Below are 24955 nucleotides of genomic sequence, written 5' to 3'. Positions count from 1 at the left end.
GGACCATGCGATGACCACGCCCCCCATTGCCCGCCAGATCCCCCACACGATCACGCAGCTTGGCCGCACCCGGCACGATGAATATGCGTGGATGAAGGACGATAACTGGCAGGAGGTGCTGCGCGACCCCACGCTCCTGCGCCCCGACATTGCCGATCACCTGCGGGCGGAAAACGCCTATACGCAATCCGTCCTGTCCGGCACGGAAGACCTGCAGGCCGCGCTGGTGGCCGAGATGAAGGGCCGCATGCAGGCGGATGATACCTATCCGCCCACCCCGCATGGCCCCTACTGCTACCAGACCAGCTACACGGCAGGCGCGCAGTACCCGGTCTATAAACGCTACCCTACCGCCACTCCGGCGACGGAAGAAGTGCTGCTTGACGTAAATGAAGCGGCAAAGGGGCATGAATATTACGCCGTGGCCGCTGCCGCCCACAGCCCCGACCACAGCCTGTTCGCCCATGCGGAGGATACGCAGGGCTCGGAAATCTATCGCATCCACATCCGCAGGCTGACCGGTGACGCTGCTCCCCTGCCTCTGGTCGAGAACTGTAGCGGGGCGTTTGTGTTTTCGCCCGACAGCGCTTTCCTGTTCTGGGTCTGGCGCGACAGCCATGGCCGCCCCGCCCGCGTCTATCGCCGCCGCATTGGCGAGGACCACGACACGCTGGTGTATGAGGAAGCCGATCCCGGCTTTTTCGTGGGCGTGGAGGCCACGCGCTCGGGCAGGTGGATCATCATCTCCAGCGGCAATCATGATACCTCCGAGTCCTGGCTCATTCCCGGCCATGACCCGCAGGCCGCGCCACGCTGCGCAAGCCCGCGCGAGACGGGGCTGATGTACGGGCTGTACCATCAGGGCACGGATTTCATCATCCTGACCAATGCCGATGGCGCGTATGACTTCAAGCTCATGACCACGCCCGATACGGCCCCTGCCCGCGCCAACTGGCGCGACCTCGTGCCCCATGAGCCGGGCCGCTACATCACGGACTGCATGGTCTGGTCGGCCCACCTGGCCTGGCGCGAGCGACGCGACGCCAATACGCGCATCCTCATCCGCAGCGTGGATGGCACGACCGAGGCCCTCGAGCCCGATGAAGCCGCCTATGACCTGACGCTGGTGGGCGGATATGAATACGACACCACCGAGTTGCGCTACATCTACCAGTCCCCCACCACCCCGCGCGCGTGGCATGCGCGTGACATGGTGAGCGGGACCGAGACCGTGCTCAAGCAGCAGGAAGTGCCATCTGGCCACGACCCGGCGCAGTATCGCTGCTGGCGGCTCATGGCCTGCGCCCCCGATGGCGAGCAGGTGCCCGTAACCGTGCTGGGCCGCCACGACACGCCCATTGATGGCTCGGCCCCGCTGCTGCTCTATGGCTACGGCGCCTATGGGCACGCCATCGACCCGGTGTTTTCCACCCGCACGCTCAGCCTTGTCGACCGGGGCTGGTTCTACGCCATTGCCCATGTGCGCGGCGGCTCGGAAAAGGGCTGGAACTGGTTCCTTGGCGGGCGCGGGCGCAACAAGCCCAACACATTCAGCGATTTCATCGCCTGTGCCGAAACCCTCGTGGCCGAAGGCTTTGGCAGCGCAGGCCGCATCGTGGCTGATGGACGTTCCGCTGGCGGAATGGTAATGGGGGCCATCGCCAACATGCGCCCCGACCTGTTTGCAGGAATCGTGGCCGTGGTGCCGTTTGTGGATGAACTCAACACCATGTCCGACGCGTCGCTGCCGCTGACACCGCCGGAATGGCCCGAATGGGGCAACCCTTTGGAAGATGTGGCAGCCTATGACCTGATTGCCAGCTACGCCGCCTATGAGCAGATAGAACCCCGCGCCTACCCTGCCATACTGGCCATGGGCGGCCTGACCGACCCGCGCGTGACCTACTGGGAGCCCGCCAAATGGGTGGCCCGCCTGCGTGCGCATAACCGCGCGCCCCGGCCCATCATGCTCCGCACCAACATGGAGGCCGGGCACCGGGGGGCGACGGGGCGCTTCGACTCTCTCAAGGAAGCGGCCCTGATCCACGCCTTTGCCCTGTGGGCGATTGAAACCGCGCCTGCGAGGCAGGATTAAAGTCTTTCCGCACACGGGCGCGTTAGCATAAGTAGCCCTTACAGCAGAGCCAGCACATCCCAGAGGAACAAGAATGACGGATCCCCACAACGCGGATCAGGATGGCTTTCCCGCCCCCATGACGGGGCGCGAGGTCGATCCCTCCACGATGCGAACCTTCCGTTCATTCCGCGAGACCCAGCGCACGCAACGCATTGCGCGCGCGGTGCTGGCGCTGTTTTTCGTGCTGCTGGGGCTTTACACGGTGCGCGGGTTCCTGCCCTCGCTGATATGGGGCTGCGTGTTCGCCATCGCCTCCTGGCCGCTTTATGCGCGCGCGCGGCGGCGATGGAACGGGCGGGCGCACAAAACGCTGCTGCCGCTGCTGTTTACGCTGGCCATCGCCTTCATCTTCATCGGGCCGCTTGCACTGTTCGGGCTGGAGGCAGGGCGCGAGGCGGAAGGCATGCTGCGCTTCCTCAACGAAGCCCGCCACTCAGGCATTCCCGTGCCGGACTGGATCAGCCACCTGCCCTACGGGCAGCAGGCCATCACCGCGTGGTGGAACGAGCACCTGAAAAACCCGGCGGATGTGTCCGCCCTGCTTGGCTCGATGAATATCGGGCAGAGCGTCAAGGTTACGCAGCAGCTTGGCTCGCAGGTACTGCACCGGGTACTACTGTTCGCCTTTGCCATTCTCACGCTGTTTTTCCTGCTCAAGGATGGCGATTCCGTCATTCGCCAGTCGCTCAATGTCTCGCGCCGGGCCTTTGGCAAGCGGGGCGAGCGGATTGCCTTGCAGATGATCGCCTCGGTGCATGGCTCGGTATCAGGGCTGGTGCTCGTGGGCATTGGCGAGGGCATGCTGATGGCCGTGGCCTATCTGGTAGCCGGCGCGCCACATCCCTTCCTGTTCGGGGTGGTGACGGCCATCGCCGCCATGATTCCGTTCTGCGCCTTCATCGCCATCAGCGCCGTCGCCCTCATGCTGCTCATCAAGACCGGCGCGCTGTTCGGCGCCATGGCCATCATCCTGCTGGGCATGGCCGTGATCTTTCTGGCCGACCACCTCGTGCGCCCGGCCCTGATTGGCGGCTCGACGCAGCTCCCCTTCCTGTGGGTGCTGGCGGGCATACTGGGCGGGGCGGAAAGCTGGAGCCTGCTCGGGCTGTTCATGGGGCCTGCCATCATGGCGGTGCTGCACATGCTGTGGCTGAACTGGAGCCGGGCCCGCTACTGACCCGGCAGACGGCCACAGGCCAGGGCCCGGATACAAAAAAAGCACCCTTTTCAGGATGCCTTGCTTGCTTGGTATTCTTATCGCAGACAGGGATATCGGGCAGGCGGGATTCGAACCCACGACCCCCAGTCCCCCAGACTGATGCGCTACCAGGCTGCGCTACTGCCCGCCTGTCTGCGATGCGCAGGGTGTAGCAGCCGGTCGGGGGGACCGCAACCCATGTAATGAACCAAAACGAAAAAAAATGTCCGGCTCAGACCGGCACCATCTGCCGCAGGGCCTGCAACTCGACCAGCACGCCACGCAGGCTGTCGCGCAGCACCGTATTTTCCGCCTGCAGGCGCTCAAGCTCGATCATGACAATCTGTTCAAGCGGCAGTTGCTCCGGCTCGTCCACAGGCTCCTGTGCTGCCGTTTCCGCCACGCTTTCCGGCTCTGCCGCGGCATCCGCTTCGGTTACGACGGCTTCTACTGCCCGAGGTGCTTCAGGCTCGACCGGGGCGACCGTGGGCGCCTCTTCGCAGGCTACCACGGTTTCCACCACTTCCTCCTCGATAACCGTCACCTGCATGGCAGGCGGCGCGGTCTCGGCGGGCGGCGCTTTAGCAACCGGTTCATCCTGCGGAACGGGTGATTCGGTGGGCGGCGTTACGGTCTCGCCTTCGGAGTCGGGTGCGGCCAGCGCCTCACGTGCGAGTTCGGCCTGCGCCTGCGCCACCGACAGCTTGCGCACGTACAGCAGATCGGCAATCTCGCGCAGCACGGTTATGTCCTGCGGGCGGTAGTAGCGCCGCCCCACCGGCCCGCGCAGCGGCTGGAGCTGCGGAAAGCTGGCCTCCCACATACGCATGACATGCTGCGCAAGGCCAAGCTCGCGCGCGACCTCATAGATTGGCAGGCAGTCCGTGCCTGGCTCGACCGTGCTGCTCGGAAAGTGCTCCGTGGTCATTCATCGTCTCCTTCCGGCGGGGCCTGCCCGTCGGACTGTCCGTTGACATGGGCACGAAGCAACTGACTGGGGCGAAACACCAGAACGGAGCGTGGCAGAATCGGCACTTCCACGCCGGTTTTGGGGTTACGGCCCGTGCGCTGCCCCTTCTGCCGGACAGAAAACGTGCCAAACCCGCTTATTTTGAGGGTATCGCCAGCCTCAAGGGTCCGTGCCATCCGTTCAAGGATATCTTCCAGAATATCGGCGGATTCATGGCGGGACAGGCCGACCTGATCGTATATGTGTTCTGCCAGTGTGGCGCGCGTGACGGTGCTCATGCGTAAATGCTATGCATGCGCGTGCGTATCGTCAATTGAATGTCGCAGGCCTGCGGGCGGTTTATTTCGCACCCGTTTCAATGTGGTACCGAAACGACATTACAGTCGCGCCAGTGCTGAACCCCATGTCAGGCCACCGCCCAGCGCTTCCATCAGCACCAGATCGCCCTTTTTGATGCGCCCGTCACGCACGGCCTCGTTCAGGGCCAGCGGAATGGAGGCGGCAGAGGTATTGGCGTGCCGGTCCACCGTCACCACCACGCGCTCGGGCGGCAGGGCCAGCTTGCGGGCCACGCCATCAATAATGCGCAGGTTGGCCTGGTGCGGTACCAGCCAGTTCACATCCGCATGGGTCAGGCCATTGGCGGCCAGCGCTTCATCCACCGAGGAAGAGAGCTTGCCCACCGCATGACGGAACACCTCGCGCCCGTTCATGCGCAGGTGGGCCGGTTTGTCATGCTGGCCCGTCGCGCCATCGACAAAAAGCAGGTCGCCATACCGGCCATCGGAATGGAGGTGGGTGGACAGGATGCCCGCCTCCCCCGTCGCATCATCCGTGCTGGTCAGGAATGCTGCCCCGGCCCCATCGCCGAACAGCACGTAGGTGCCCCGGTCCGATTTGTCGAGAATGCGGGAATAGACTTCGCTGCCAATGACCAGCGCCGAGCGCGCCTGCCCGCTGCGAATGAGCGAATCGGCCATGGACAGCGCATAGATGAAGCCCGAGCACGCGGCGGCAAGGTCAAAGCCGAAGCCACCGGTCATGCCCAGTTCGGCCTGCACCCGCACGGCGGTAGAGGGAAATGCCTGGTCGGGCGTGCTGGTCGCGACAATGACGGCATCGACATCATCGGGCGTGGCGCCCGCATAGTCCAGCGCCTGCCGGGCGGCCTGTGCCGCCATGGAAACGGCGGTATCACCCTCGCCCGCCATGTGGCGCTGGGCAATTCCCGTGCGGGCGCGAATCCATTCATCCGATGTATCGAGCCAGGTGGCCAGTTCATCGTTGGTAACGATCCGCTCGGGCAGGTAACCGCCAAAACCGGACAGAAGCGAGCGTTTCGCCGTCATGCCTGTTTTTCCACCACTATCATTTCATATGCACGGGTGGGCGCAGGCAGGTTCCGCCTGCTGACCCCACGCCGGCTGTTATTGCCGCATCAGGATGCAGGAACCGTCTGCGACGGGTCGGACGCCTTGACGGCGGTGAGGCTTTCCATGTGGCCCAGGCGCTCGCGGATGCTGTCGGTAAAGCGGTGGGTGACCATGTCCATCGCCACGTCAACCGCTGCGGCAAAGCCTTCAGCGTCCGTGCCGCCATGCGACTTGACCACAACACCGTTCAGCCCCACGAACACCGCGCCATTATAGCGGCGCGGGTCGAGCCATTCCTTCATCCGCTCAAGGCCCGGACGCACCAGCAGGTAGCCGATCCGGCCGAGCAGGCTGGAGGTGAAGACCTGCCGCAGCAGCGTGAACGCCATTTTCAGGGCGCCCTCGCCCGTTTTCAGCGCGACATTACCGGTAAAGCCATCGGTCACCACCACGTCGGTCGTGCCAGCGGTGATGTCGTGGCCTTCCACAAAGCCGTGGAACTGCCGGGCGAGTGAACTGTTGCGCAGCACTTCCGCCGCCTGGCGCAGGCGCTCATCGCCCTTGAGTTCCTCGGAGCCGACATTGAGCAACCCGATGGTGGGCGCGGGCAGACCGAGCACCGCCTTGGCGAAAGCTTCGCCCATGATGGCGAACTCGACCAGATTGCGCCAGTCGCACGAGACGTTGGCGCCAAGGTCGAGCATGACCACATCACCCCGCGTGGTCGGGCTGATGGCGGCCATGGCCGGGCGGGTAATGCCGGGAAGGGTTTTGACCACGATCTTGGCCAGAGCCAGCATCGCACCACTGTTGCCAGCGGAAACGACACCCTGCGCCTCGCCCTGTGATACCGCATCCATGGCCAGCCGCATGGAAGAATCGCGCACGCGCAGGGCTGCGGTGGGCTTCATGTCCATGGGAATGGCCGAACTGGCCGGACGGATCGTGCAGATGGCGGCCGCGCTCGGATGGCGGGCCAGAAGGCCGGACAACGTCGCCTCATCACCAACCAGAAGAATCCTGGCTGAAGGATGTCGGTCTGCCGCAATCGCCAGTCCGGCCACTACAACTTCCGGACCACCATCCCCGCCCATGCCATCAATGGCAAGGGTGTAAGGCCCAGTCTCGGAAAAGGAGGAACCTGTCTCGCTCATGCTCGTCTTGTGCCGGGTAAGAAAGGAACGCGCAAGATCGGGGAATACACTTTGAAAAGATTACATTCCCCGCGCGACCCGGACAGGACGGCCCGAGGCCAGCCCGCCGGCGCGACCAAACAGGGCCGCGCCGTTACCGGGTAATGACGCCTGTGGCGTCGTATTATCAGGCGCGAACTGCCGTCTTCAGCGCCTTGCCGGCGGAAGCGACTTCGCGGCCATCATAGTGCCCGCAGTGGCTGCAGACATGATGCGGGCGCTTGAGTTCGCCACAGTTGGAGCATTCCGCATGCGCCGGAACACTCAGCGCAGCGTGGCTGCGACGCATGCCACGACGGGACGGCGAGGTTTTTCTCTTGGGTACAGCCATGGGCCCGGGCCCCTCCGATCTGGATCACAACCGGCAGGCACACCCTCGTGGCGATACACCGGTCAGTTATCAATAATTGAGGGGGGCGCTCTAGCAGACCATTTGCACTTGCACAAGGGATTATGTGCACGACTCATGGCGAGACACCCCGCTCGCGCCTCTCCTTTGCGTCAGTTCTGCTTTTTTTTCAACTCGGCCAGAGCGGAAAAAGGCTGCCTGCGCGTGGTTTCTTCGGGAGCGGCCTCTTCCGTGCCCGCAAATTCGGCCGGAATCGCGCAGCCGGGCTTGTGCGGATAGGGATCGAGGGCAAGCGAAACTTCTTCCGCCGCGAGTTCGCCAAGGTCGATGGTATCGCGCTCATAGGGCACTTCATCGATCGAGAACGGGTCGACCTCATCGTCCTCCCGAAAACGCGCGGCAGGGATGCAGCGCACGGTGAACGATTCTGCCATGACATCCTCGAACGGCTCGAGGCTGACCACGCATTCCTGCGTGACATGGGCGGTCAGCCAGCCCTCGGCAAGCACCTCCCCGTCCTGCCCCGGCTTGAGCCGGTAACGGCATGACAGATTGCGCAGGCCAGGAATGCCGAAGCGGCGGGCCAGCGCGCGGCATTCGGTGTCCCTGGCCTCGATCACCGTTTCCATGCCCTGGACCGGGATGCGGCCCACGGCAAGCGGGCGGGAAAATTCTGCATCCATCTCGTTAACTCCTGCACATGTGACCACGGGGGGCGCCCGTGTTGCGATGATGGTAAAAATATGGGGCTGGCGGGGTGTTTTTCCACCACCAGGGCGATCTGTGATTGACTTCATTTACCCGATGGGGCACCGGAAAGACGAACCGCATATGCGCCCTGCCCTATTTCAGGATATTTTCCCGACCATGAGGTCACCCAAGGATAACCAGCCCCGCTCCCGTTCATTACGCGTGTTTTCGTGCGCTGTCATCGGGGCGGGGATTGCGCTGTCCGGATGTAGCATTTTCAAGCCAAGCACGATGCAGCGCGGCTCGCTGGTCGAGGCGGATGACTACAACAAGCTCAAGATCGGCGAGACCTCACGCTCGGACGTAATGGACGCGCTCGGCTCGCCCACCGGCCATGCCACGTTTGATGACAATACCTGGCTCTACGTTTCCATGAAGCAGGTGCTCGCGCCCATCAGCTTCCCGCAGGTGCAGAAACAGGAAGTGGTGGTGCTGACCTTTGACCAGGACGGCGTGCTGCGCAACCTGCGCACGCTGCACAAGGACGACGCCCGCTACGTGACCATGATGCCGGGCAAGACCCCCACGCCGGGCACCAAGATCAACATCATGCAGCAGATCCTGGGCAATGTGGGCCGCTACAACCCGCTCAGCCAGATGAGCAGCACCTATGGCGGCAGCACGGGGCCCATGAACAGCATGAACGGCGGCCCCGGCCATGGTGGCGCGGGCAACACCCTGCCCTGATGCCCCGCCTGCCCGGGCCATGCTCAGGCAGGCAGTTCTATCGTGACCCGCGCACCACCGAGCGGCCCGGCCTCCAGCCCGATATGGCCGCCATGGGCGTGAACAATGTCACGCGCAATGGCCAGGCCAAGCCCCGTGCCCCCTTCCTTGCCGCTCTCGAAGGCGCGGAACACGCTCTCACGCCGGGCTTCCTCCACCCCGCAGCCGTTATCATCGATATACATGAACACCTGCTTGCGCCCGCGCTCGGCTGAAAGCTCGATACGAGTGGCGTGGTGTCGCGCGTTTTCCACCACGTTGTTCAGCACGCGCCGCAGGGCATTGCCACGACCAGTGATGCTGAGCTCTGGCGGGGTGATGAACCCGATGCTCGCCTGCGCCCCTACGCGGCGCAGGGCGGCCACACTCTCCTCAAACAGGTCCTCCACCCGGATGACCGTGGGCGTTTCAGCCCCTTCCCCGCGCGCAAACGACAGATAGCCCTCAATCATATGCTCCATCTCCACGATATCACCGATCATGTCGGTAATATCGGACTGGAGATCCTCGGCCCGGATCATGCCGGTGCGCGGAAACATGGCCAGTGAAAGCCGCAGGCGGGTGAGCGGCGTGCGCAGGTCATGCGAGACTCCGGCCAGCACGGTGGTCCGCTGCTCCACAAAGCGGTTGATGCGGTCGCGCATGCGGTTGAAGGCGACGGCAGCCTTGCGGATTTCCTGCGCGCCTTCAGGCACGATGGGAACCGTGTCACGCCCCAGCCCGAACAGTTCCGCCGCCCGCGCCAGCCTGCGGATGGCACGCACCTGATTGCGCATGAACAGGGCTGCGATCAGGAACAGAAGCAGCGCGCTGCCCGAGGCCCATGCCACGAACAGCCATACAGGTGCCACGTCCAGCCGTTTGCGCAGCGCCACGACCTGCAGCACGCCAATGGGTGTCTGCACCAGGATCACGACGCGACGGTGGGCCTTTTTCCAGTCAACAAAGGTGGGCCAGCGCACACTGGCCTGCAGGTCACGCGCCAGATCCTCGTCAATGGGGCCGAGCACGTGGTTCGAGCCACGCCTCTGCAGGCTCTCCCCCTCATGCAGGGTCATGACCAGCCCCGCCCTGCGGCCTGCATCCTCCAGGATCCACTTGCGATCGGTGGCGGAAGGATAGCGCTCGAGCATGTCCAGCGTCATGGAGATGGTGGTGGCCATATCGCCTGACAGGCGGCGCGAGACAATCTGCAGGTAATTGCCATAAAACAGTTCGAGCGAGATGGCCTGCGTGGCCAGCAGCGGGATGAACCCGATCAGCAGCATCCGCCCCAGCAGCGAGCGCGGCAGGATGCGACGCGCCAGCCGCGCCCGCCACCACCGCCAGCCGGTCGTGGCTTCAGATGCGGTTTCCGTGCCCATGGCTTTCCCTCTCCAGACACAAAAAAACCGGCTTCCTTGCAGAAGCCGGTTTTTTGTGGGTCATGACCCGTATTCCGATACGCGAAGGATCAGAAGCCTTCACGCTCGAGGCGCTTGCGCTCCATCTTGCGGGCGCGGCGCACGGCCTCGGCTGCCTCGCGCGCCTTGCGCTCGGACGGCTTTTCATAGTGGCGACGCAGCTTCATTTCGCGGAAGATGCCTTCACGCTGCATTTTTTTCTTGAGGGCCTTGAGGGCCTGATCAACATTGTTGTCACGAACGAGAACCTGCACTGGGTCGTCAACTCCTGATCTGCCATCCGGTATGGATGATCCATGAAACTGAAACTTGGGGAACGTCCGCCCGAGGCCATTCCCTTCGTGCGATTCCCAAACGGGCCGCACCTATATCACACTCGCGCCGCGCAACACAAATCATTCCCGCATATCGGGGCGCATGAATTTTGGTGCTGCGCTTTGCGCGCCAACGCTGTCATATACATGTTCCCCAAAACAGGAAGGCCTTTCGCTGCATGACGCTGCTCAAGATCGCCCGCATGGGCCATCCGGTGCTGCTGCAACCAGCCCGGCCGGTGGCCGATACGCAGGCTCCCGCCATCCGCACGCTGGTGGCCGACATGATCGAGACGATGCTCGACGCAGGCGGCGCTGGACTCGCAGCACCGCAGGTGCATCACGGGCTGGCGCTGTTCGTCTATCATGTACCGCTGGCCCGCAGCACGGGCGAGGATGACCCGCCGCGCCCGCCTTCCGCCCTGATCAACCCCGTGCTGGAGCCCGTGGGCGATGAGATGGTGGACCGGCTGGAGGGCTGCCTGTCCATTCCCGGCCTGCGGGGCTGGGTGCCGCGCCATGCCTGCGTGGCCTACAGGGGGCTGGACGCGCACGGGCACGCCGTACAGGGCGTTGCATCGGGCTTTCTTGCCAATGTATTGCAGCATGAATACGACCACCTGAACGGAATTCTCTACCCCATGCGCATGACCAATCTTGGCCGCATGGGCTTTGACAGCGAAATGGCCCGTTATGGAGAGCGCCCATGAATCCTTCCGCCCTGGTCGCGCGCGCGGCATCGTGCCTGCATCCGCCCGCAATGCAGCACTCACCACAAGGTGATGCGCTGCTCCGCCATTTCCTGGCCGATTCGCGCGCAGGCAGCCATGCCTGGACTCAACAACTGCTGCGGCAATGCGCCGGACCGGATTCGGACCTGCTCTTTCCCGGTGGCATGGCGGAACTGGCCGCGGCCTGCTTCGACCTGATGGACCGCGACATGCTGGGCCATGCCCATACCTTCCGCAGCCGCAAGATCAGCCGCCGGGTGCGCGCGGCCATCCTGTTCCGGCTGGAACGCGCAGCCCCCCACCGCGCAGCCATAAGGCAGGCGCTGGCGGTGCTGCTGGTGCCCACACACGCCCGCCGCCTGGCCCATGTACTGGGCCGCAGCGTCAATGCGATATGGGAGGCGGCGGGTGATAACTCCACCGGCTTCACCTACATGACCAAGCGGCTGAGCCTGAGCGGAGTCTACGTCGCGACCCTGCTGTTCTGGCTCACGCGGGGGGGCAACCCGGCCTCGGTGGAGGAATTCCTTGACCGCAGGCTTGCCGAGATCGGGCGCATCACCCGCCTGCGCAACCGGCTGACCGGCCGCATCGCCTGACGCGTATCCGCCTGCCATGACCACCCCGCCCCGGCCTCCTGCCGCGCGCCCTGCCTCTGTTGCGGGCGCGGGCGTGGAACTTCTGTTCCTGCGTGATGAGGACATGCGCCAGGCGCAGGAACTGCTCCTGCTGGCCTGCCGCGCCTTTGGCAACGTAATCGACCCGGCCCTGCAGGAATACGGGCTGGGCCACGCCCATTACCGCATCATGCAGACCGTGGCGCTGCAGCCGGGCATTGCCGTGGGCGCATTGCTTGATGTGCTGGGCATTACCAAACAGAGCATGAGCCGCACGCTGGGCGAACTGGTGGATCAAGGCCTGCTGCGCCACGAAACCACGCCCCAGGACCGCAGGCGGCGCTGTCTGCACCTGAGCACGCGCGGGGCGGAGATTGAAAACCGGCTCTTTTCGCTGCAACGTGAAGTGCTGTTACGGGTGTATCGCAACGCGGGGGGCCGGGCAGTTGACGGTTTTCGTCGTGTCATGCGCGGCCTGATAGACGAATCGGTCATGCCCGGCGTATCCACCGATGCCTTTCACCCTCCCGACCGGAGTTCTTCATGATCCAGACGGCCTGCGATTCCGCCCTCCCCCGCGACAGCATGATCATGGATGCCCATGTCGTTGTAGTGGACGATGACCCGCGCCTGCGCCGCCTGCTGCACCGTTACCTGAGCGAGCAGGGCTTTCGGGTCAGCGCTGCATGCTCGGCGCAGGAGGCGCGGCAGGTGCTGGGCTTCATGCAGCCCGATGCGCTGGTGCTCGACATTACCATGCCGGGAGAAAACGGGCTGGAACTGACCCGCGAACTGCGGCGCGACAACCTGAATTTTCCCATCCTGCTGCTGACTGCGCGCGGTGAGCCTGAAGACCGGATCATCGGCCTCGAAGCAGGGGCAGATGACTATCTGGCCAAACCGTTCGAGCCGCGCGAACTGCTGCTGCGGCTCAAGGCGCATCTGCGCCGCTTCGTGCCGCCTGCGCCGAGCAGCAACCTGCGCATCGTGCGGCTGGGAGAGCTGGAGTTCGACCCCGTACGGGGGTTGTTGTCGAATGCAGAGGGAATCGTGCATCTGACAGGCGGCGAATCGGCGCTGCTCTCGGTGCTGGCCCGCCACCCCAACGAGATCCTGTCACGCACCGCCATCGCCACTACGCTGGACATGGAGGAAATTGGCGAGCGCGCAGTGGATGTGCAGGTGACCCGCCTGCGCCGCCGCATCGAGCCTGACCCCAAGGAGCCACGCTTTTTGCAGACCGTGCGCGGCAAGGGCTATGTGCTCAAGCCGGGTCTCTGAAAAGACAAAAGTTTTTGGTGAAGCTTTTTTCAAAAAGCTTCAAAGAACACCGCTTTTCTAAAAAAAGCGGCACTCAAAAACTTCTTTTTTCATCTATGACATCGGCCACAAAAAAAAGCCCGGCATGAAAACCATGCCGGGCTTTTTTTTCAGTAAAGGACGTGGATCAGCCCGCCTTGTTCAGCCGTGCGAGTTCTTCCACCACGGCCGCCCCCATGCCTGCCGTGTTCACTTCCGTCTTGCCCGCGCTCATGATGTCGGGCGTGCGCAGGCCACGGTCCAGCACGTTCGAAACTGCCTGTTCGATCAGCGCAGCATCTTCCTGCATGTCGAACGAATAGCGCAGCAGCATGGCAAATGAGAGGATCTGCGCCAGCGGGTTGGCCTTGCCCTGCCCCGCAATGTCGGGCGCGCTGCCATGAATCGGCTCATACAGCGCAGGCATGCGGCCATCCTCGCCCTTCGCGCCCAGCGTGGCCGAAGGCAGCATGCCAAGGCTGCCGGTCAGCATCGAGGCCAGATCGGACAGCAGATCACCAAACAGGTTGCCGGTCACGATCACATCAAACTGGCGAGGGTTGCGCACGAGTTGCATGGCGCAGTTATCGGCCAGCATGTGGGTCAGCTGCACATCGGGGTATTCGCGCGCGTGCAGGTCGGTCACGACCTCTTTCCACAACAGCCCGCTTTCCATCACGTTGCATTTCTCGACCGAGCAGACGCGGTTATCGCGCTTGCGGGCCAGTTCAAATGCCACACGGGCCACGCGCTCGATTTCCGGCGTGGTGTAAACCTCGGTATTGATGCCCCGACGCGTGCCATCGGCCAGGGTCTCGATGCCGCGCGGGTTGCCGAAATAGATGCCGCCCACCGTCTCGCGCACGATCATGATGTCGAGGCCGCGCACCACATCGGGCTTGAGGGTGCTGGCATCGGCCAGCGAATCGAACACCTTGGCCGGGCGCAGGTTGGCGAACAGGCCAAGCTCCTGCCGCAGCTTGAGAATCGCGATCTCTGGCCGGCGGTCAAACCCGGCAGAAGCCCATTTCGGGTCACCCACCGAGCCGAACAGCACCGCATCCGCCGCCCGCGCCGCATCGATCACTTCCTGCGTAATGGGCTGGCCATGCACCGCAAGCGACGCGCCGCCAACAAGGTCATCACTCACATCAAAGCGGATGCCGCGCGCCTGCGCCATCCAGTCCATGATGCGGCGGACTTCGTTCATGATCTCGGGGCCAATGCCATCGCCAGGCAGGATCAGGAGCTTCTTGGGTGCGGACATGACGTTTCCCATCCGGTTCAATCGGTTTGTTAAATGCTCTTTGGTCAGGCAGCATGAGCCGCCCTGCCCGCTCAATCGAGCACGATACGCGGAATCCACGGCTGCGCCTTGGCGCGGCGTTCCTCGAAAGTGGTGATTTCCTTCTCGTGCTGCAGCGTCTGGCCAATATCGTCCAGCCCTTCGAGCAGCAGCTTCTTGCGCAGCGGGTCGACATTGAACGGCACCTCGGTGCCATCGGGCCGCACCACCACCTGCCGGGGCAGGTCGATGGTCAGGCGCGCATTGCCGCCCATGCGGGCATCTTCCATCAACTGCGTGCACACATCATGCGGCAGCACGATGGGCAGGATGCCGTTCTTGAAGCAGTTGTTGTGGAAGATATCGGCAAAAGACGGCGCAATCACGCAGCGGATGCCAAAATCCAGCAGTGCCCATGGCGCATGCTCGCGCGAGGAACCGCAGCCAAGATTGTCATACGTGATCAGGATTTCCGCCTTGCGGTAAGGTTCCTGATTCAGCACGAAATCCGGGTTCTCCGATCCGTCCTCGCGGTAGCGCATGCTGTCAAACGCATGCACCCCAAGGCCGGTGCGCTTGGTGGTCTTGAGAAAGCGCGCGGGGATAATCTTGTCGGTGTCGATGTTTTCTTCAGGCAGCGGGGCAGCCACGGCCGACAGAACAGTAAATTTATCCATTTTCAGATCAACTCCCGCACATCGGTCAGGCATCCGGTCACGGCAGCCGCCGCCGCCATGGCGGGCGAAAGCAGATGCGTGCGCCCGCCGGGGCCCTGCCTGCCCTCAAAATTACGATTGGACGTGGAGGCACAGCGCTGCCCCGGTGTCAGCCGGTCGGGGTTCATGCCAAGGCACATGGAGCACCCGGCCTCGCGCCATTCAAACCCGGCATCCAGGAAAACCTTGTCCAGCCCTTCCTCTTCCGCCTGCGCCTTCACGATGCCCGATCCGGGCACGATCATCGCCCGCACGCCTGCAGCCACCTTACGACCTGCTGCAATGGCGGCAGCAGCGCGCAGATCCTCGATACGGCTGTTGGTGCATGAGCCGATGAACACGACATCAACCGGCGTGCCCGCAATCTTCTGGCCCGCTTCCAGCCCCATATAGTCCAGCATGCGCTGCATCTGCGCGCGTTTGCCGGGGTCTGCCTCGCCAGCCGGGTCAGGCACGGTGCCGGTAACGGGGATGACCGTCTCGGGGCTCGTGCCCCAGGTCAGCACGGGGGTGATGTCCTCGGCGCGGAGTTCGACCACGCGGTCGTAGTGGGCACCCTCATCCGATGCCAACGTTTTCCAGTAGGCCACGGCCTCGTCAAACGCCTCGCCCTTTGGTGCAAACGGACGGCCGCGCACGTATTCGAACGTGGTTTCGTCAGGGGCGACCAGCCCCGCGCGGGCACCGGCCTCGATGGACATGTTGCACAGTGTCATGCGCCCCGCCATGTCGAGCTCACGGATGGCCGATCCCGCGAATTCGATCACATGCCCCGTGCCGCCCGCCGTGCCGATATGGCCGATGATGGCGAGCATGATGTCCTTGGCGGTCACGCCAGGGCCAACCTGCCCTTCGACCACGACCTTCATGTTCTTGGCGGGCTTTTGCAGGATGGTCTGGGTCGCCATCACATGCTCGACCTCGGACGTGCCGATGCCGAATGCCAGGGCGCCCATTGCGCCATGGGTGGAGGTGTGGCTGTCGCCGCACACAATGGTCATGCCCGGCAGCGAAATGCCCTGCTCGGGGCCCACCACATGCACGATGCCCTGCCGCGCCGAGAGCAGCGGGAAATACGGCACGCCGAATTCCTTCACGTTGCGCTCGAGCGTCTCGATCTGGTTGCGGCTTTCCGCCTCCTCGATGGGCTGGGTGCGGTCGGATGTGGGCACGTTGTGGTCCACGACCGCAATCGTCGCATCCGGGTGGCGCAGGCGGCGGCCGCTCAGGCGCAGGCCTTCAAACGCCTGCGGGCTCGTGACCTCATGCACGAGATGACGGTCGATGTAGAGGATGGCCGTCTTGTCCGGAAGGGTCTCGACCACATGGCTGTCCCATATCTTGTCGAACAATGTGCGCGGGGCCATCTTGTTTTTCCTCTCCCGGACGGAAACAGGCCGCCATCACGCGCAGGCGACGCACGCAACAGGCAGCCAGAAAATCTTGCATGAAACGGTTCGCCCGTTTCCGCCATGATGGCGGGAAACGGGCGAAAGGCAGGCGTATTACTCGGCGGCTGCGGTCGCGGCAGGTGCTGCCACTTCGCGCTTGCGCTCGGCAATACGGGCGGACTTGCCGCGACGACCACGCAGGTAATACAGCTTCGCACGGCGGACAACACCACGACGCACCACGGCGATCTCGGCAATGGTGGGGGAATACAGCGGGAACACACGCTCCACGCCTTCACCGTTGGAAATCTTGCGCACGGTGAAGTTGCTGTTCAGACCCTTGTTGGAGCGGGCAATGACCACGCCTTCGTAGTTCTGCACGCGCTTGCGGGTGCCTTCAACCACTTCCACACCAACGCGCACGGTGTCACCCGGTGCGAATTCAGGCACCGCGCGGATGGCGGTCAGGCGGGCGATCTCTTCCGCCTCGTACTTCTGGATAACGTTCATGATCCGGTCCTCGTTCGATAGGATTTCATGTTCAGTTCAGCCGGTCCACATCGGCACGGGGGCCTGTAGTCCGGGGAGTGTCTTGACCCGTGCGGGCCTGATAGGCCGCCCACAGGTCCGGCCGACGCGCCTGCGTCACCGTCTCGGATGCCGCGTGCCGCCACCGGGCGATCGCGGCATGATGACCGGACAGCAGGACCTCGGGCACGTCGCGCCCGTCCCATTGCGCCGGCTTGGTATAAAGCGGATATTCAAGCAGGCCGTCGGCAAAGCTTTCCTCAACCGCGCTCTCGCCCGATCCCATCACGCCCGGCAGCAGCCGCACGCAGGCATCAAGCAGCACCGTTGCCGCCACTTCCCCGCCCGAGAGGATGTAATCCCCGATCGAGACCTGTTCAGCGCCCGAGGCTTCGAGCACGCGCTCATCCACCCCTTCGTAGCGGCCACACAGCATAACAACGCCCGGCCCCGCCGCATAACGGCGGATATCGGCCTGCGCCAGCGGGCGACCACGCGGTGTGGGATACACCAGCGGGCGACCGGCGCGGTCGATATCGGCAATGGCCGCGGCTACCACGTCCGGGCGCATGACCATACCGGCCCCACCCCCGAACGGTGTGTCATCCACAACCCTGTGCCGCCCCAGCCCGTAGTCACGCATGTCGCGCGCCTCCATTGACCAGATGCCACGCTCGAGCGCGCGCCCGGCCAGTGACTGCCCCAGCGTGCCGGGGAACATGGCGGGGAACAGCGTCAATGCCGTTGCCTGCCACGTCATGGCGCATCATCCGCGCCGGCCGTGCCGGGAAAGCATTCGACCGGAACCTCGATCTCGTCGGGCAGGCAGACTTCAATCCGGCCTGCGCGCACATTCACCACCGGCACGCAGCCTTCGGTGAACGGCAGCAGGAGGTTGCCCCCTGCCCCATCGATTTCAAGGCTGGTGCCAGCGCCATAGTCATGCACGGCGGCCACGCGGCCGATCACCCGGTTGCTGCCCTGCTCGCGCGCCTCCAGCCCGACCAGATCGGCGAAGTAGAATTCATCCGCATCGGGTTCGGGCAGGCTGGTGCGTGGCACGTACAGCTTGCGGTTGACCATCTGCTGCGCGGCCTCACGGCTGTCGATGGCATGCCCCGCCGCATCATGCAGCCGGGCAATGCCATTACCATGCCATGTCAGCCGCCACGGGCGGCCCAGATCATCGACCAGTCCGTCATAGGTGGCCAGATCTTCCGCCACGGCGGTGTAGCTGTGCACGTGCACAAGCCCCCGCACGCCATGCGGACGACCCACCACACCCATCAGGACCTGATCGCGGTTCATGGGATGACTGCCTGCCTTTCCTGCCTGTCTATCGCGTCAGTTACGCTGCGGCTGCTTCGGCAGCGGCAGCGGCACGCTCCTGCGCGCGCTTCTTGGGCGCGGACTTCTTGGGCTGCTCGTTCCAGGTCGGCTTCGGCGCCAGGCCGGCATTGCCCAGGAAGCGGGCCACGCGGTCGGTCGGCAGCGCGCCGTTGGACAGCCAGTGCGTGATGCGCTCGGCAACCAGGCGCACGCGGTCAGCGTGGTCGGACGGCAGCATCGGGTTGTAGGAACCCACGCGCTCGATGAAGCGGCCATCACGCGGGGAGCGGCTGTCAGCCACGACAATGTGGTAGTAGGGGCGCTTCTTGGCGCCTGCGCGGGCGAGACGGATCTTGAGGCTCATTTAAGATTTCTCCAGACAGTAGAAAGACAAAAAGAAAAAACGGAAACGACGCTCAGGCTCAGCCGAAAGGTGGCCGCCCGCCGCCGCCCGGGGGGCGACCCCCGTTTGGCATGAGTGCGGACAGACCCTGACGCATCAGTCCCTTCACGCCCAACTTGCTGAACCGCTTCATCATGGAGGCCATCGCGTCATACTGCTTGAGCAGACGGTTGATCTCCTGCACGGTCGTACCGGACCCGCTGGCAATGCGCTTCTTGCGCGAGGCCTTGATGATGGAGGGCGTGCGCCGCTCCTTGCGGGTCATGGATGAAATGATGGCCTGATGGCGCTTGAGCACGGAGGTATCAAGCTCCTTGTCGCCCAGCGCATCCTTCAGCTTGCCCATACCCGGCAGCATGCCCAGAATGCCGGAAATGGACCCCATCTTGTTGATCTGTCGGATCTGGGCGGCGTAGTCATCCAGATCGAACTTGCCCTGCATCATCTTGAGGGCAAGCTTCTCGCTTTCCTCATGATCAAGGGTATCGGCGGCCTTTTCCACCAGGCCGGCGATGTCGCCAAGGCCAAGGATACGGCCAGCCACACGCTCGGGGTGGAATTCCTCGAGCGCGTCAAGCTTCTCGCCCGAACCGGTCAGCTTGATCGGCGCACCCGTGATCGCGCGCATGGACAGGGCGGCACCGCCACGGGCATCGCCATCCATGCGGGTCATGACCACGCCGGTCACGCCAACGGCCTCGTTGAACGCCTTGGCGGTGTTGACCGCGTCCTGCCCGGTCATGGCATCGACGACGAGCAGCGTTTCCGCAGGATCAGTCGCGGCCCGGATGGTGCGGACCTCATCCATCAGCGCTTCATCAATGGACAGACGGCCGGCGGTATCGAGGATGACGATGTCATACCCCTCACGCCGCCCCGTATCCATGGCGCGCTCGGCAATCTGCACCGGCGTCTGGCCCGCGATGATGGGCAGCGAGGTCACACCCGCACGCTCGGCAAGCTGGGCAAGCTGCAGCTGCGCTGCGGGGCGCTGGGTATCGAGGCTGGCGAGCAGCACCTTCTTGCGCTCGCGCTGGGCTAGGCGGCGGGCGATCTTGCCCGATGTGGTGGTCTTGCCCGAGCCCTGCAGGCCGACCATCAGGATCGGCACCGGCGGGGCGGCGTTCAGGTTGAGGGGAACCGCACCCGCGCCGCCAAGGGCATCGATCAGCGCATCATTGACGATCTTGGCAACGGCCTGACCCGGCGAGATGCTGTCAAGCACCTCATGGCCCACGGCGCGTTCACGCACCTTGTTGACGAAATCCTTGACGACAGGCAGCGCCACGTCGGCGTCGAGCATGGCCAGACGCACTTCGCGCATTGCTTCCGTAACGTCTGCTTCCGACAGGGCCCCGCGCTTGGCAAGACCATCGAACACACCGGAAAGCTTGCCTGACAGCGTCTCGAACAACGTATTTCCCCAAAAGAAGACGCGCCACTGCGCGAACCCTCGCGAAGTGACGTGCCTGATTAGTCGGGCGGATGTATCGCGCCCCGCCCCTGCATGTCAAGCATTGCGGAGACTCCGCAACAAAAAACGGCTGCCAGGCACTGGGCCGGGCAGCCGCTCTTTTTCCACCTTTACCTGCGCGGGGCAGGCAGGCGGGTCTTACTTCTTGCCGTCTTCGGGCGGCTGCGGGGGCGCTGTCAGCGCACGCAGCTGCTCGTGCAGGCTGTCGATCTTGTCCTGCGTCGCACGGATCTGGTTCAGCTGGTCGGCCGTCAGGATATCGTGGATGCGGATGGCCGTCTGCAGGCGGGCGGCTTCATGGCGCTGGTGGATGGCCGTGATCTGCTGCTGCAGGCCAACGATCTGGGATTCATCAACCTTGCCCGGTGCCACCAGCAGGTTCTGGATCTGCTTGTGCAGCCCATGCTCCTGCTCCATGTCGGCGTGGAAATCGGGGTGGCTGTCCTTCAGGATCGCCTGCAGCTGCTTGTGCTGGGCCGAGGTCAGCTGCACGTTGCCAAGGAACGGCATGCCGTAGCCACCGCCACCCGGGCCGCCCATCGGGCCTGCCATCATGCCGCAGCCACCACCCGGCGGCGGCGGGCCATGGTGATGCTTGGCGAAAGCCTGACCGGAAAGGCCGGTTGCCATACCGCCGACGATCGTGGCAGCGAGAATCAGTTTCTTCATCATGGGAACCAAGTCTACTCCTGTTATAACCTGCTTCATACCCTGCATGCAGCCAGCGGCTGATACAAGGCCTGTAAACGCAACGCTACATCACCCTGTCCGGTTCAATAGGGGCAAACTTGCTACAAAATGTAAGGTCAGGGCGCGCGGCTAGCCAAAACGCCCGGTAATGTAGTCCTGCGTGCGCTTTTCACGCGGGGTGGTGAACATGCGGTCGGCGCTGTCCACCTCCACCACCTCGCCCATATAGAAAAATGCCACCTGGTCGGCGCAGCGTGCGGCCTGCTGCAGGTTGTGGGTGACGATGGCGATGGTGAAATCGGCCTTCAGTTCATCAAGCAGTTCCTCGATGCGCGCGGTCGAGACCGGGTCGAGCGCGCTGGTCGGCTCATCGAGCAGCACCACCTCGGGGCGGGTGGCGATTGTGCGCGCAATGCACAGGCGCTGCTGCTGCCCGCCGGACAGGGCGGCTGCCGAATCGCGCAGCCGGTCACGCACCTCGGGCCACAGGGCCACGCGCCTGAGCACGTCTTCCACCCGCGCCTCCATCGCCGCGCGGTCGAGCCGCTCATGCAGGCGCACGCCAAAGGCGATGTTGTCATAGATCGACATGGGGAATGGCGTAGGCTTCTGGAACACCATGCCCACGCGCGAGCGCAGCACGTTGAGGTTCACCTTCGGGCCGATGATGTTGCAGCCATCAAAGATCACCTCGCCCGTGGCGCGCTGGCCGGGATAGAGGTCGTACATGCGGTTGAGCACGCGCAGCAGCGTGGACTTGCCGCAGCCCGAAGGCCCGATCATGCCCGTGACCTGGCCTTGCGGGAAGTCGATGGAGATATCCTTGAGCGCATGATGCGCGCCGTAATAGAAATCGAGGTTCCGCACCGAGATCGCTGCGGGCACGGCATCGTTTTGCGCGACTGTCATGTTCATTTCCTGTTACGTCCCAGCCCCAGCCGCACGGTTATGTTGATCATCAGGATGCCTGCCGTAATCAGCAGCGCGCCGGTCCAGGCCAGCGCGGTCCAGTCCGCATAGGCAGCACCCGCATACTGGTAGATGGTGACCGGCAGGCTGGCCATGGGTTTGCCGGGGGCGACCGACCAGTTCATGTTACCCAGCGAGGTGAACAAAAGCGGCGCCGTCTCGCCCGATACGCGGGCCAGCGCCAGCAGGATGCCCGTCGCCACCCCCTCGCGCGCAGCGCGCAGGCACACGAACAGGATCATCCGCCACCTTGGCGCGCCCAGCGCAATCGCCGCCTCGCGCATGGCGAGCGGCACGAGGCGCAGCATGTCCTCGGTGGTGCGCACCACCACGGGCACCACCAGCATGGACAGCGCCAGCGCCCCCGCGATGCCGGAAAAATGCCCGCTCGGCACCACCACGATCATGTAGATGAACAGCCCCACCAGAATGGACGGGGCCGAAAGCAGCAGGTCGGATACGAAGCGGACAAAATTGATCAGCTTCCCGTCGGTGGCCGTGAACTCGGCAAGGTAGATACCCACCAGCAGCCCCACGGGCGCCCCGATCAGCACGGCCAGTCCGGTCTGGATCAGGCTACCCATAATGGCATTGGCAAGCCCCCCCGCCTGCCCCGGCGGCAGGGTCACATGCACGAACGTGACCCAGCGCAGGCCGCCCACCCCGTTGCGTACCAGCACGAACAGGATGGAAAACAGCATGAGCAGCACCAGCACGGTCGCCGCCCAGCACAGGCCGGTGGCCACGCGGTCCACCATGCGGCGGCGGATGTCGGACACGCTGTTGCCCTGCCAGCGCGCGCTCATACAGGGGGCTGCCTGCACGGCGGGAGCAGTCGGATGCGTGGTCATGTTACCGGCCCGCCGCTTTGGTGCGCAGCAGAAGCCGCGAACAGACCAGCGTGCCAAGGGAGATGAGCATGAGCAGGAACCCTGCCGCCATGAGGGAGGAAAATTTGAGGCTGCCCACGGCACTTTCGGGAAATTCGAGGGCGATGAGCGAGGCGATGGTATTGCCCGGCGAGAACAGCGACCAGCCAATATGGTTGGCGTTGCCGATAACGAAGGTGATGGCCATCGTCTCGCCCAGCGCGCGGCCCAGCCCCAGCATCACGCCCCCCACCACCGAGGAGCGCGACCACGGCAGGATGATGCGGCGCACCACCTCCCACCGGGTCATGCCCAGCCCGTAGGCGCTTTCCTTCAGCACGGCAGGTATGGACAGGAACACATCGCGCATCACCGCACAGATGAAGGGCGTGATCATGACCGCAAGGATCATGCCGCCGGTCAGGAAGCCGGTGCCGTATGGCGCGCCACGGAACAGCGTGCCGATGCCCGGCACCCGGCCCAGCGTGTGGCTGGCCAGCGGCTCGACATAATGCGCCATGAACGGCACCAGCACCGCAAAGCCCCACATGCCGAAGATGATGGACGGCACGGCAGCCAGAAGCTGAATGAGGGTTCCGATCACGCCCGCGATCCGCGCCGAGGCGATCTCGGTCAGCCACACCGCAATGCCGAAGGCCAGCGGCACGGCAAGGAGGATGGCCAGCAGTGCGGTAATGACCGTGCCGAACATGGGGGCGGCTGCCCCGAAATGCTGGGTGACGGGATTCCACGCCTTGTCGAACACGAAGCCCGGCCCGAATCTGGCAAACGCGCCGCGCGCGCCCCAGGCCATGACGGCGACCATGCCGCCCAGCCCCAGCAGGATCAGGGCTGCGCTAAAGCGGACAATGGCGGCGAATACGGCATCCCCGTTTCCCTTTGCCGCCCCGGTCAGGGCCGAAGGGGATGTTGCAGACCGCTCCATACAGAAGACCTCCGTGCCGCCACACGCATCAAAGTTCTCAACATTCGCGCCCGCAGGCACACCGGAATGCCGGGACCAATACTGGACCGGAAGGCGGTTCTGCAACCGTCATGATCGCCCAAGGGTGAAGTTTGCGCCAGATCGTTGTATTTTTGTGCAATTCCGGCGGCGTTTGTCCCGCGTCATTTCACCGCGGCCAGCAGCAGGTCACGCAGCACGCCGCGCGCTGCATCAACCGACATGCGCTCGAGCACAAGCGCATTGGGCTGCCCGCCTGAAAGTTGGGGAAGCTGGATCACGGTCATGCCACGGGTGAACGTGCCGCAGCATTCCACCGCCACATGAGCCAGATGGCCGCTGAACAGGGCGGGCGCCACCAGCGCCAGCAGGGGGGCCGCCGCCGCCAGCGCAAGGTCGACCCCGTTACCGCCGCCCCGGCCCATGCGGGCGGCTACCAGATCGGCATGCACCCGGCCCGCGACCGAGGCCGGATCCTGGCCCATGGCCGCAAGCTGTTCCATCCACACCGCATCAGCCACGAAACGGGACGTGCAGTCGAGCGGCACAAGCGTGACCGGCACGTCCATCCCCAGCACGACGGATGCGGCCTCGGGGTCAGTTGCGATATTGCGCTCAGCCACCGTCGTCACATTGCCCGGCACATGAAAGGCGCCGCCTGCCATGACCACGCCATGCAAATGTCCAGCCATATCTGGGGCCTGCACCAGGGCGAGGGCCAGCGTGCTCAGCTGGCCGCTGCAGCACACCGTCACGCTATCGGGCGGGCAGGCGCGTATGGCCTGCACCAGATGGGCCACCCCCAGCCCGTCATTGCCCGCGGGCAGGCTGCGCCCCGCGCCATGGGGCAGCGGCACCATCGGGCCGGGGGCGCCGGCGTAAACGCCCACATCCACCAGGCCGTACTGGTCCAGCATGTCGCGCGCATGGGCCATGGCGACCCCGACCTCCGTGCCCGCACCGCTGAACAGCACGCCTGCCAGCCGCACATGCGCGGAAAGCTGGAGGGCGGCCAGCAGGGTTGCCGCTGCCTGCGCGCCGGGTGTCAGATCAAGAATGATGGGGCGTGTCATGGGCATCCTGTCCTGCATGGGTTGCGCGGTGTGGGGATGGTGGTGGCCTGTTACAACAGTTCCGTCAACCATGGCCTGCCGGACGGGGTAAAAAGCCGGTGCGGCAGACATGCGGCAGACATAAAGAAGTTTTTGGTGAAGCTTTTTTCAAAAAGCTTCAAAGAACGCCGCTTTTTTTTGCAAAAAGCCGGCACCCGCAGTTAC

28 protein-coding genes and 1 tRNA gene are annotated in these 24955 nt (G+C 64.2%); 7 read left to right on the top strand and 22 right to left on the bottom strand.

Annotated features, from left to right (window positions below):
• Nucleotides 1–10 precede the first annotated feature (10 nt).
• Both FMA36_RS10790 and FMA36_RS10785 read left to right on the top strand, forming a co-directional pair.
• On the top strand, nt 11–2095 hold the full coding sequence (locus FMA36_RS10790) for a S9 family peptidase (RefSeq protein ID WP_159262303.1): 2085 nt from the start codon (nt 11–13) through the stop codon (nt 2093–2095).
• 73 nt (nt 2096–2168) lie between these two features.
• Nucleotides 2169–3314: an AI-2E family transporter gene (locus FMA36_RS10785; protein ID WP_159262302.1), complete on the top strand. Its 1146-nt coding sequence runs from the start codon at nt 2169–2171 to the stop codon at nt 3312–3314.
• Between the two features lie 95 nt (nt 3315–3409).
• Here the strand turns inward: FMA36_RS10785 and FMA36_RS10780 are convergent.
• The 7 genes from FMA36_RS10780 to FMA36_RS10750 all read right to left on the bottom strand — a co-directional run bounded on the left by FMA36_RS10780 (nt 3410) and on the right by FMA36_RS10750 (nt 7903).
• Nucleotides 3410–3483 (bottom strand) — tRNA-Pro (locus FMA36_RS10780).
• A gap of 84 nt (nt 3484–3567) precedes the next feature.
• Complete coding sequence (locus FMA36_RS10775; protein ID WP_159262301.1) at nt 3568–4263, bottom strand: MerR family transcriptional regulator; 696 nt, start codon at nt 4261–4263, stop codon at nt 3568–3570.
• Nucleotides 4260–4583: an integration host factor subunit alpha gene (locus tag FMA36_RS10770; RefSeq protein WP_159262300.1), complete on the bottom strand. Its 324-nt coding sequence runs from the start codon at nt 4581–4583 to the stop codon at nt 4260–4262. Before FMA36_RS10770 ends, FMA36_RS10775 begins: the two co-directional genes overlap by 4 nt.
• 99 nt (nt 4584–4682) lie before the next feature.
• On the bottom strand, nt 4683–5654 hold the full coding sequence (locus FMA36_RS10765; RefSeq protein WP_159262299.1) for a beta-ketoacyl-ACP synthase III: 972 nt from the start codon (nt 5652–5654) through the stop codon (nt 4683–4685).
• A gap of 89 nt (nt 5655–5743) precedes the next feature.
• The gene (gene plsX, locus FMA36_RS10760; RefSeq protein ID WP_159262298.1) at nt 5744–6832 is read right to left on the bottom strand and encodes a phosphate acyltransferase PlsX; all 1089 of its coding nucleotides are present in this window, start codon (nt 6830–6832) and stop codon (nt 5744–5746) included.
• A 166-nt stretch (nt 6833–6998) separates the two neighbouring features.
• Nucleotides 6999–7202 carry a 50S ribosomal protein L32 gene (rpmF, locus tag FMA36_RS10755; RefSeq protein ID WP_010506434.1) on the bottom strand — a complete coding sequence of 68 codons (204 nt, stop codon included), beginning with the start codon at nt 7200–7202 and terminating at the stop codon, nt 6999–7001.
• Nucleotides 7203–7372: 170 nt separating this feature from the next.
• A complete protein-coding gene (locus tag FMA36_RS10750) occupies nt 7373–7903 on the bottom strand; it encodes a YceD family protein (RefSeq protein ID WP_159262297.1) in 531 nt (176 codons plus the stop codon).
• A 184-nt stretch (nt 7904–8087) separates the two neighbouring features.
• On the opposite strand from FMA36_RS10750, the gene FMA36_RS10745 reads away from it, so the two are divergent.
• Nucleotides 8088–8657 (top strand): outer membrane protein assembly factor BamE, encoded by a 570-nt coding sequence (locus tag FMA36_RS10745; RefSeq protein ID WP_159262296.1) that lies wholly within the window; start codon nt 8088–8090, stop codon nt 8655–8657.
• A 23-nt stretch (nt 8658–8680) separates the two neighbouring features.
• On the opposite strand, the gene FMA36_RS10740 is transcribed toward FMA36_RS10745, so the two are convergent.
• Together FMA36_RS10740 and rpsU are read right to left on the bottom strand one after the other, a co-directional pair.
• Nucleotides 8681–10060: a sensor histidine kinase gene (locus FMA36_RS10740; RefSeq protein WP_159262295.1), complete on the bottom strand. Its 1380-nt coding sequence runs from the start codon at nt 10058–10060 to the stop codon at nt 8681–8683.
• Between the two features lie 89 nt (nt 10061–10149).
• On the bottom strand, nt 10150–10353 hold the full coding sequence (gene rpsU, locus FMA36_RS10735; RefSeq protein ID WP_010506446.1) for a 30S ribosomal protein S21: 204 nt from the start codon (nt 10351–10353) through the stop codon (nt 10150–10152).
• A 239-nt stretch (nt 10354–10592) separates the two neighbouring features.
• On the opposite strand from rpsU, the gene def reads away from it, so the two are divergent.
• From def to FMA36_RS10715, 4 genes are read left to right on the top strand one after another with little or no spacing between them, the layout of a single operon-like run.
• Entirely contained in the window at nt 10593–11123 is a 531-nt protein-coding gene (gene def, locus FMA36_RS10730; protein ID WP_159262294.1) for a peptide deformylase, read from the top strand.
• The gene (locus FMA36_RS10725; RefSeq protein ID WP_159262293.1) at nt 11120–11743 is read left to right on the top strand and encodes a COQ9 family protein; all 624 of its coding nucleotides are present in this window, start codon (nt 11120–11122) and stop codon (nt 11741–11743) included. Before def ends, FMA36_RS10725 begins: the two co-directional genes overlap by 4 nt.
• A gap of 16 nt (nt 11744–11759) precedes the next feature.
• Nucleotides 11760–12308 carry a MarR family winged helix-turn-helix transcriptional regulator gene (locus tag FMA36_RS10720; RefSeq protein WP_240906331.1) on the top strand — a complete coding sequence of 183 codons (549 nt, stop codon included), beginning with the start codon at nt 11760–11762 and terminating at the stop codon, nt 12306–12308.
• On the top strand, nt 12305–13042 hold the full coding sequence (locus FMA36_RS10715; protein WP_159262292.1) for a response regulator: 738 nt from the start codon (nt 12305–12307) through the stop codon (nt 13040–13042). The genes FMA36_RS10720 and FMA36_RS10715 overlap by 4 nt, the downstream gene beginning before the upstream one ends.
• 166 nt (nt 13043–13208) lie before the next feature.
• Here the strand turns inward: FMA36_RS10715 and leuB are convergent, their stop codons facing one another.
• From leuB to FMA36_RS10650, 13 genes are all read right to left on the bottom strand, one after another.
• Nucleotides 13209–14327: a 3-isopropylmalate dehydrogenase gene (gene leuB, locus FMA36_RS10710; RefSeq protein WP_159262291.1), complete on the bottom strand. Its 1119-nt coding sequence runs from the start codon at nt 14325–14327 to the stop codon at nt 13209–13211.
• Nucleotides 14328–14398: 71 nt separating this feature from the next.
• Nucleotides 14399–15022, bottom strand: a complete 624-nt coding sequence (gene leuD / locus FMA36_RS10705) for a 3-isopropylmalate dehydratase small subunit (protein WP_159262290.1) — start codon at nt 15020–15022, stop codon at nt 14399–14401.
• 2 nt (nt 15023–15024) lie between these two features.
• On the bottom strand, nt 15025–16428 hold the full coding sequence (gene leuC / locus FMA36_RS10700) for a 3-isopropylmalate dehydratase large subunit (protein WP_159262289.1): 1404 nt from the start codon (nt 16426–16428) through the stop codon (nt 15025–15027).
• Nucleotides 16429–16566: 138 nt separating this feature from the next.
• The gene (gene rplS / locus FMA36_RS10695; RefSeq protein ID WP_130730553.1) at nt 16567–16962 is read right to left on the bottom strand and encodes a 50S ribosomal protein L19; all 396 of its coding nucleotides are present in this window, start codon (nt 16960–16962) and stop codon (nt 16567–16569) included.
• A gap of 31 nt (nt 16963–16993) precedes the next feature.
• Nucleotides 16994–17740: a tRNA (guanosine(37)-N1)-methyltransferase TrmD gene (gene trmD, locus FMA36_RS10690; RefSeq protein ID WP_159262288.1), complete on the bottom strand. Its 747-nt coding sequence runs from the start codon at nt 17738–17740 to the stop codon at nt 16994–16996.
• Nucleotides 17737–18288 (bottom strand): ribosome maturation factor RimM, encoded by a 552-nt coding sequence (gene rimM / locus FMA36_RS10685; protein WP_159262287.1) that lies wholly within the window; start codon nt 18286–18288, stop codon nt 17737–17739. Before rimM ends, trmD begins: the two co-directional genes overlap by 4 nt.
• Before the next feature lie 40 nt (nt 18289–18328).
• Complete coding sequence (rpsP, locus tag FMA36_RS10680) at nt 18329–18673, bottom strand: 30S ribosomal protein S16 (RefSeq protein ID WP_010506467.1); 345 nt, start codon at nt 18671–18673, stop codon at nt 18329–18331.
• 58 nt (nt 18674–18731) lie between these two features.
• Complete coding sequence (gene ffh, locus FMA36_RS10675) at nt 18732–20126, bottom strand: signal recognition particle protein (RefSeq protein WP_078524448.1); 1395 nt, start codon at nt 20124–20126, stop codon at nt 18732–18734.
• A 198-nt stretch (nt 20127–20324) separates the two neighbouring features.
• Nucleotides 20325–20858 carry a Spy/CpxP family protein refolding chaperone gene (locus FMA36_RS10670; protein ID WP_159262286.1) on the bottom strand — a complete coding sequence of 178 codons (534 nt, stop codon included), beginning with the start codon at nt 20856–20858 and terminating at the stop codon, nt 20325–20327.
• A gap of 147 nt (nt 20859–21005) precedes the next feature.
• A complete protein-coding gene (pstB, locus tag FMA36_RS10665) occupies nt 21006–21791 on the bottom strand; it encodes a phosphate ABC transporter ATP-binding protein PstB (protein WP_159262285.1) in 786 nt (261 codons plus the stop codon).
• Entirely contained in the window at nt 21788–22696 is a 909-nt protein-coding gene (pstA, locus tag FMA36_RS10660; RefSeq protein WP_159262284.1) for a phosphate ABC transporter permease PstA, read from the bottom strand. Before pstA ends, pstB begins: the two co-directional genes overlap by 4 nt.
• 1 nt (nt 22697) lies before the next feature.
• The gene (pstC, locus tag FMA36_RS10655) at nt 22698–23660 is read right to left on the bottom strand and encodes a phosphate ABC transporter permease subunit PstC (protein ID WP_078527685.1); all 963 of its coding nucleotides are present in this window, start codon (nt 23658–23660) and stop codon (nt 22698–22700) included.
• A gap of 182 nt (nt 23661–23842) precedes the next feature.
• The gene (locus FMA36_RS10650) at nt 23843–24751 is read right to left on the bottom strand and encodes a nucleoside hydrolase (protein WP_159262283.1); all 909 of its coding nucleotides are present in this window, start codon (nt 24749–24751) and stop codon (nt 23843–23845) included.
• Between the last annotated feature and the right edge of the window lie 204 nt (nt 24752–24955).

The organism is Komagataeibacter xylinus (assembly GCF_009834365.1).
Taxonomy (GTDB): domain Bacteria; phylum Pseudomonadota; class Alphaproteobacteria; order Acetobacterales; family Acetobacteraceae; genus Komagataeibacter; species Komagataeibacter xylinus_D.
Note: the sequence above shows the minus strand (reverse complement) of the source record. Positions and strands in the feature narration are given on the sequence as shown.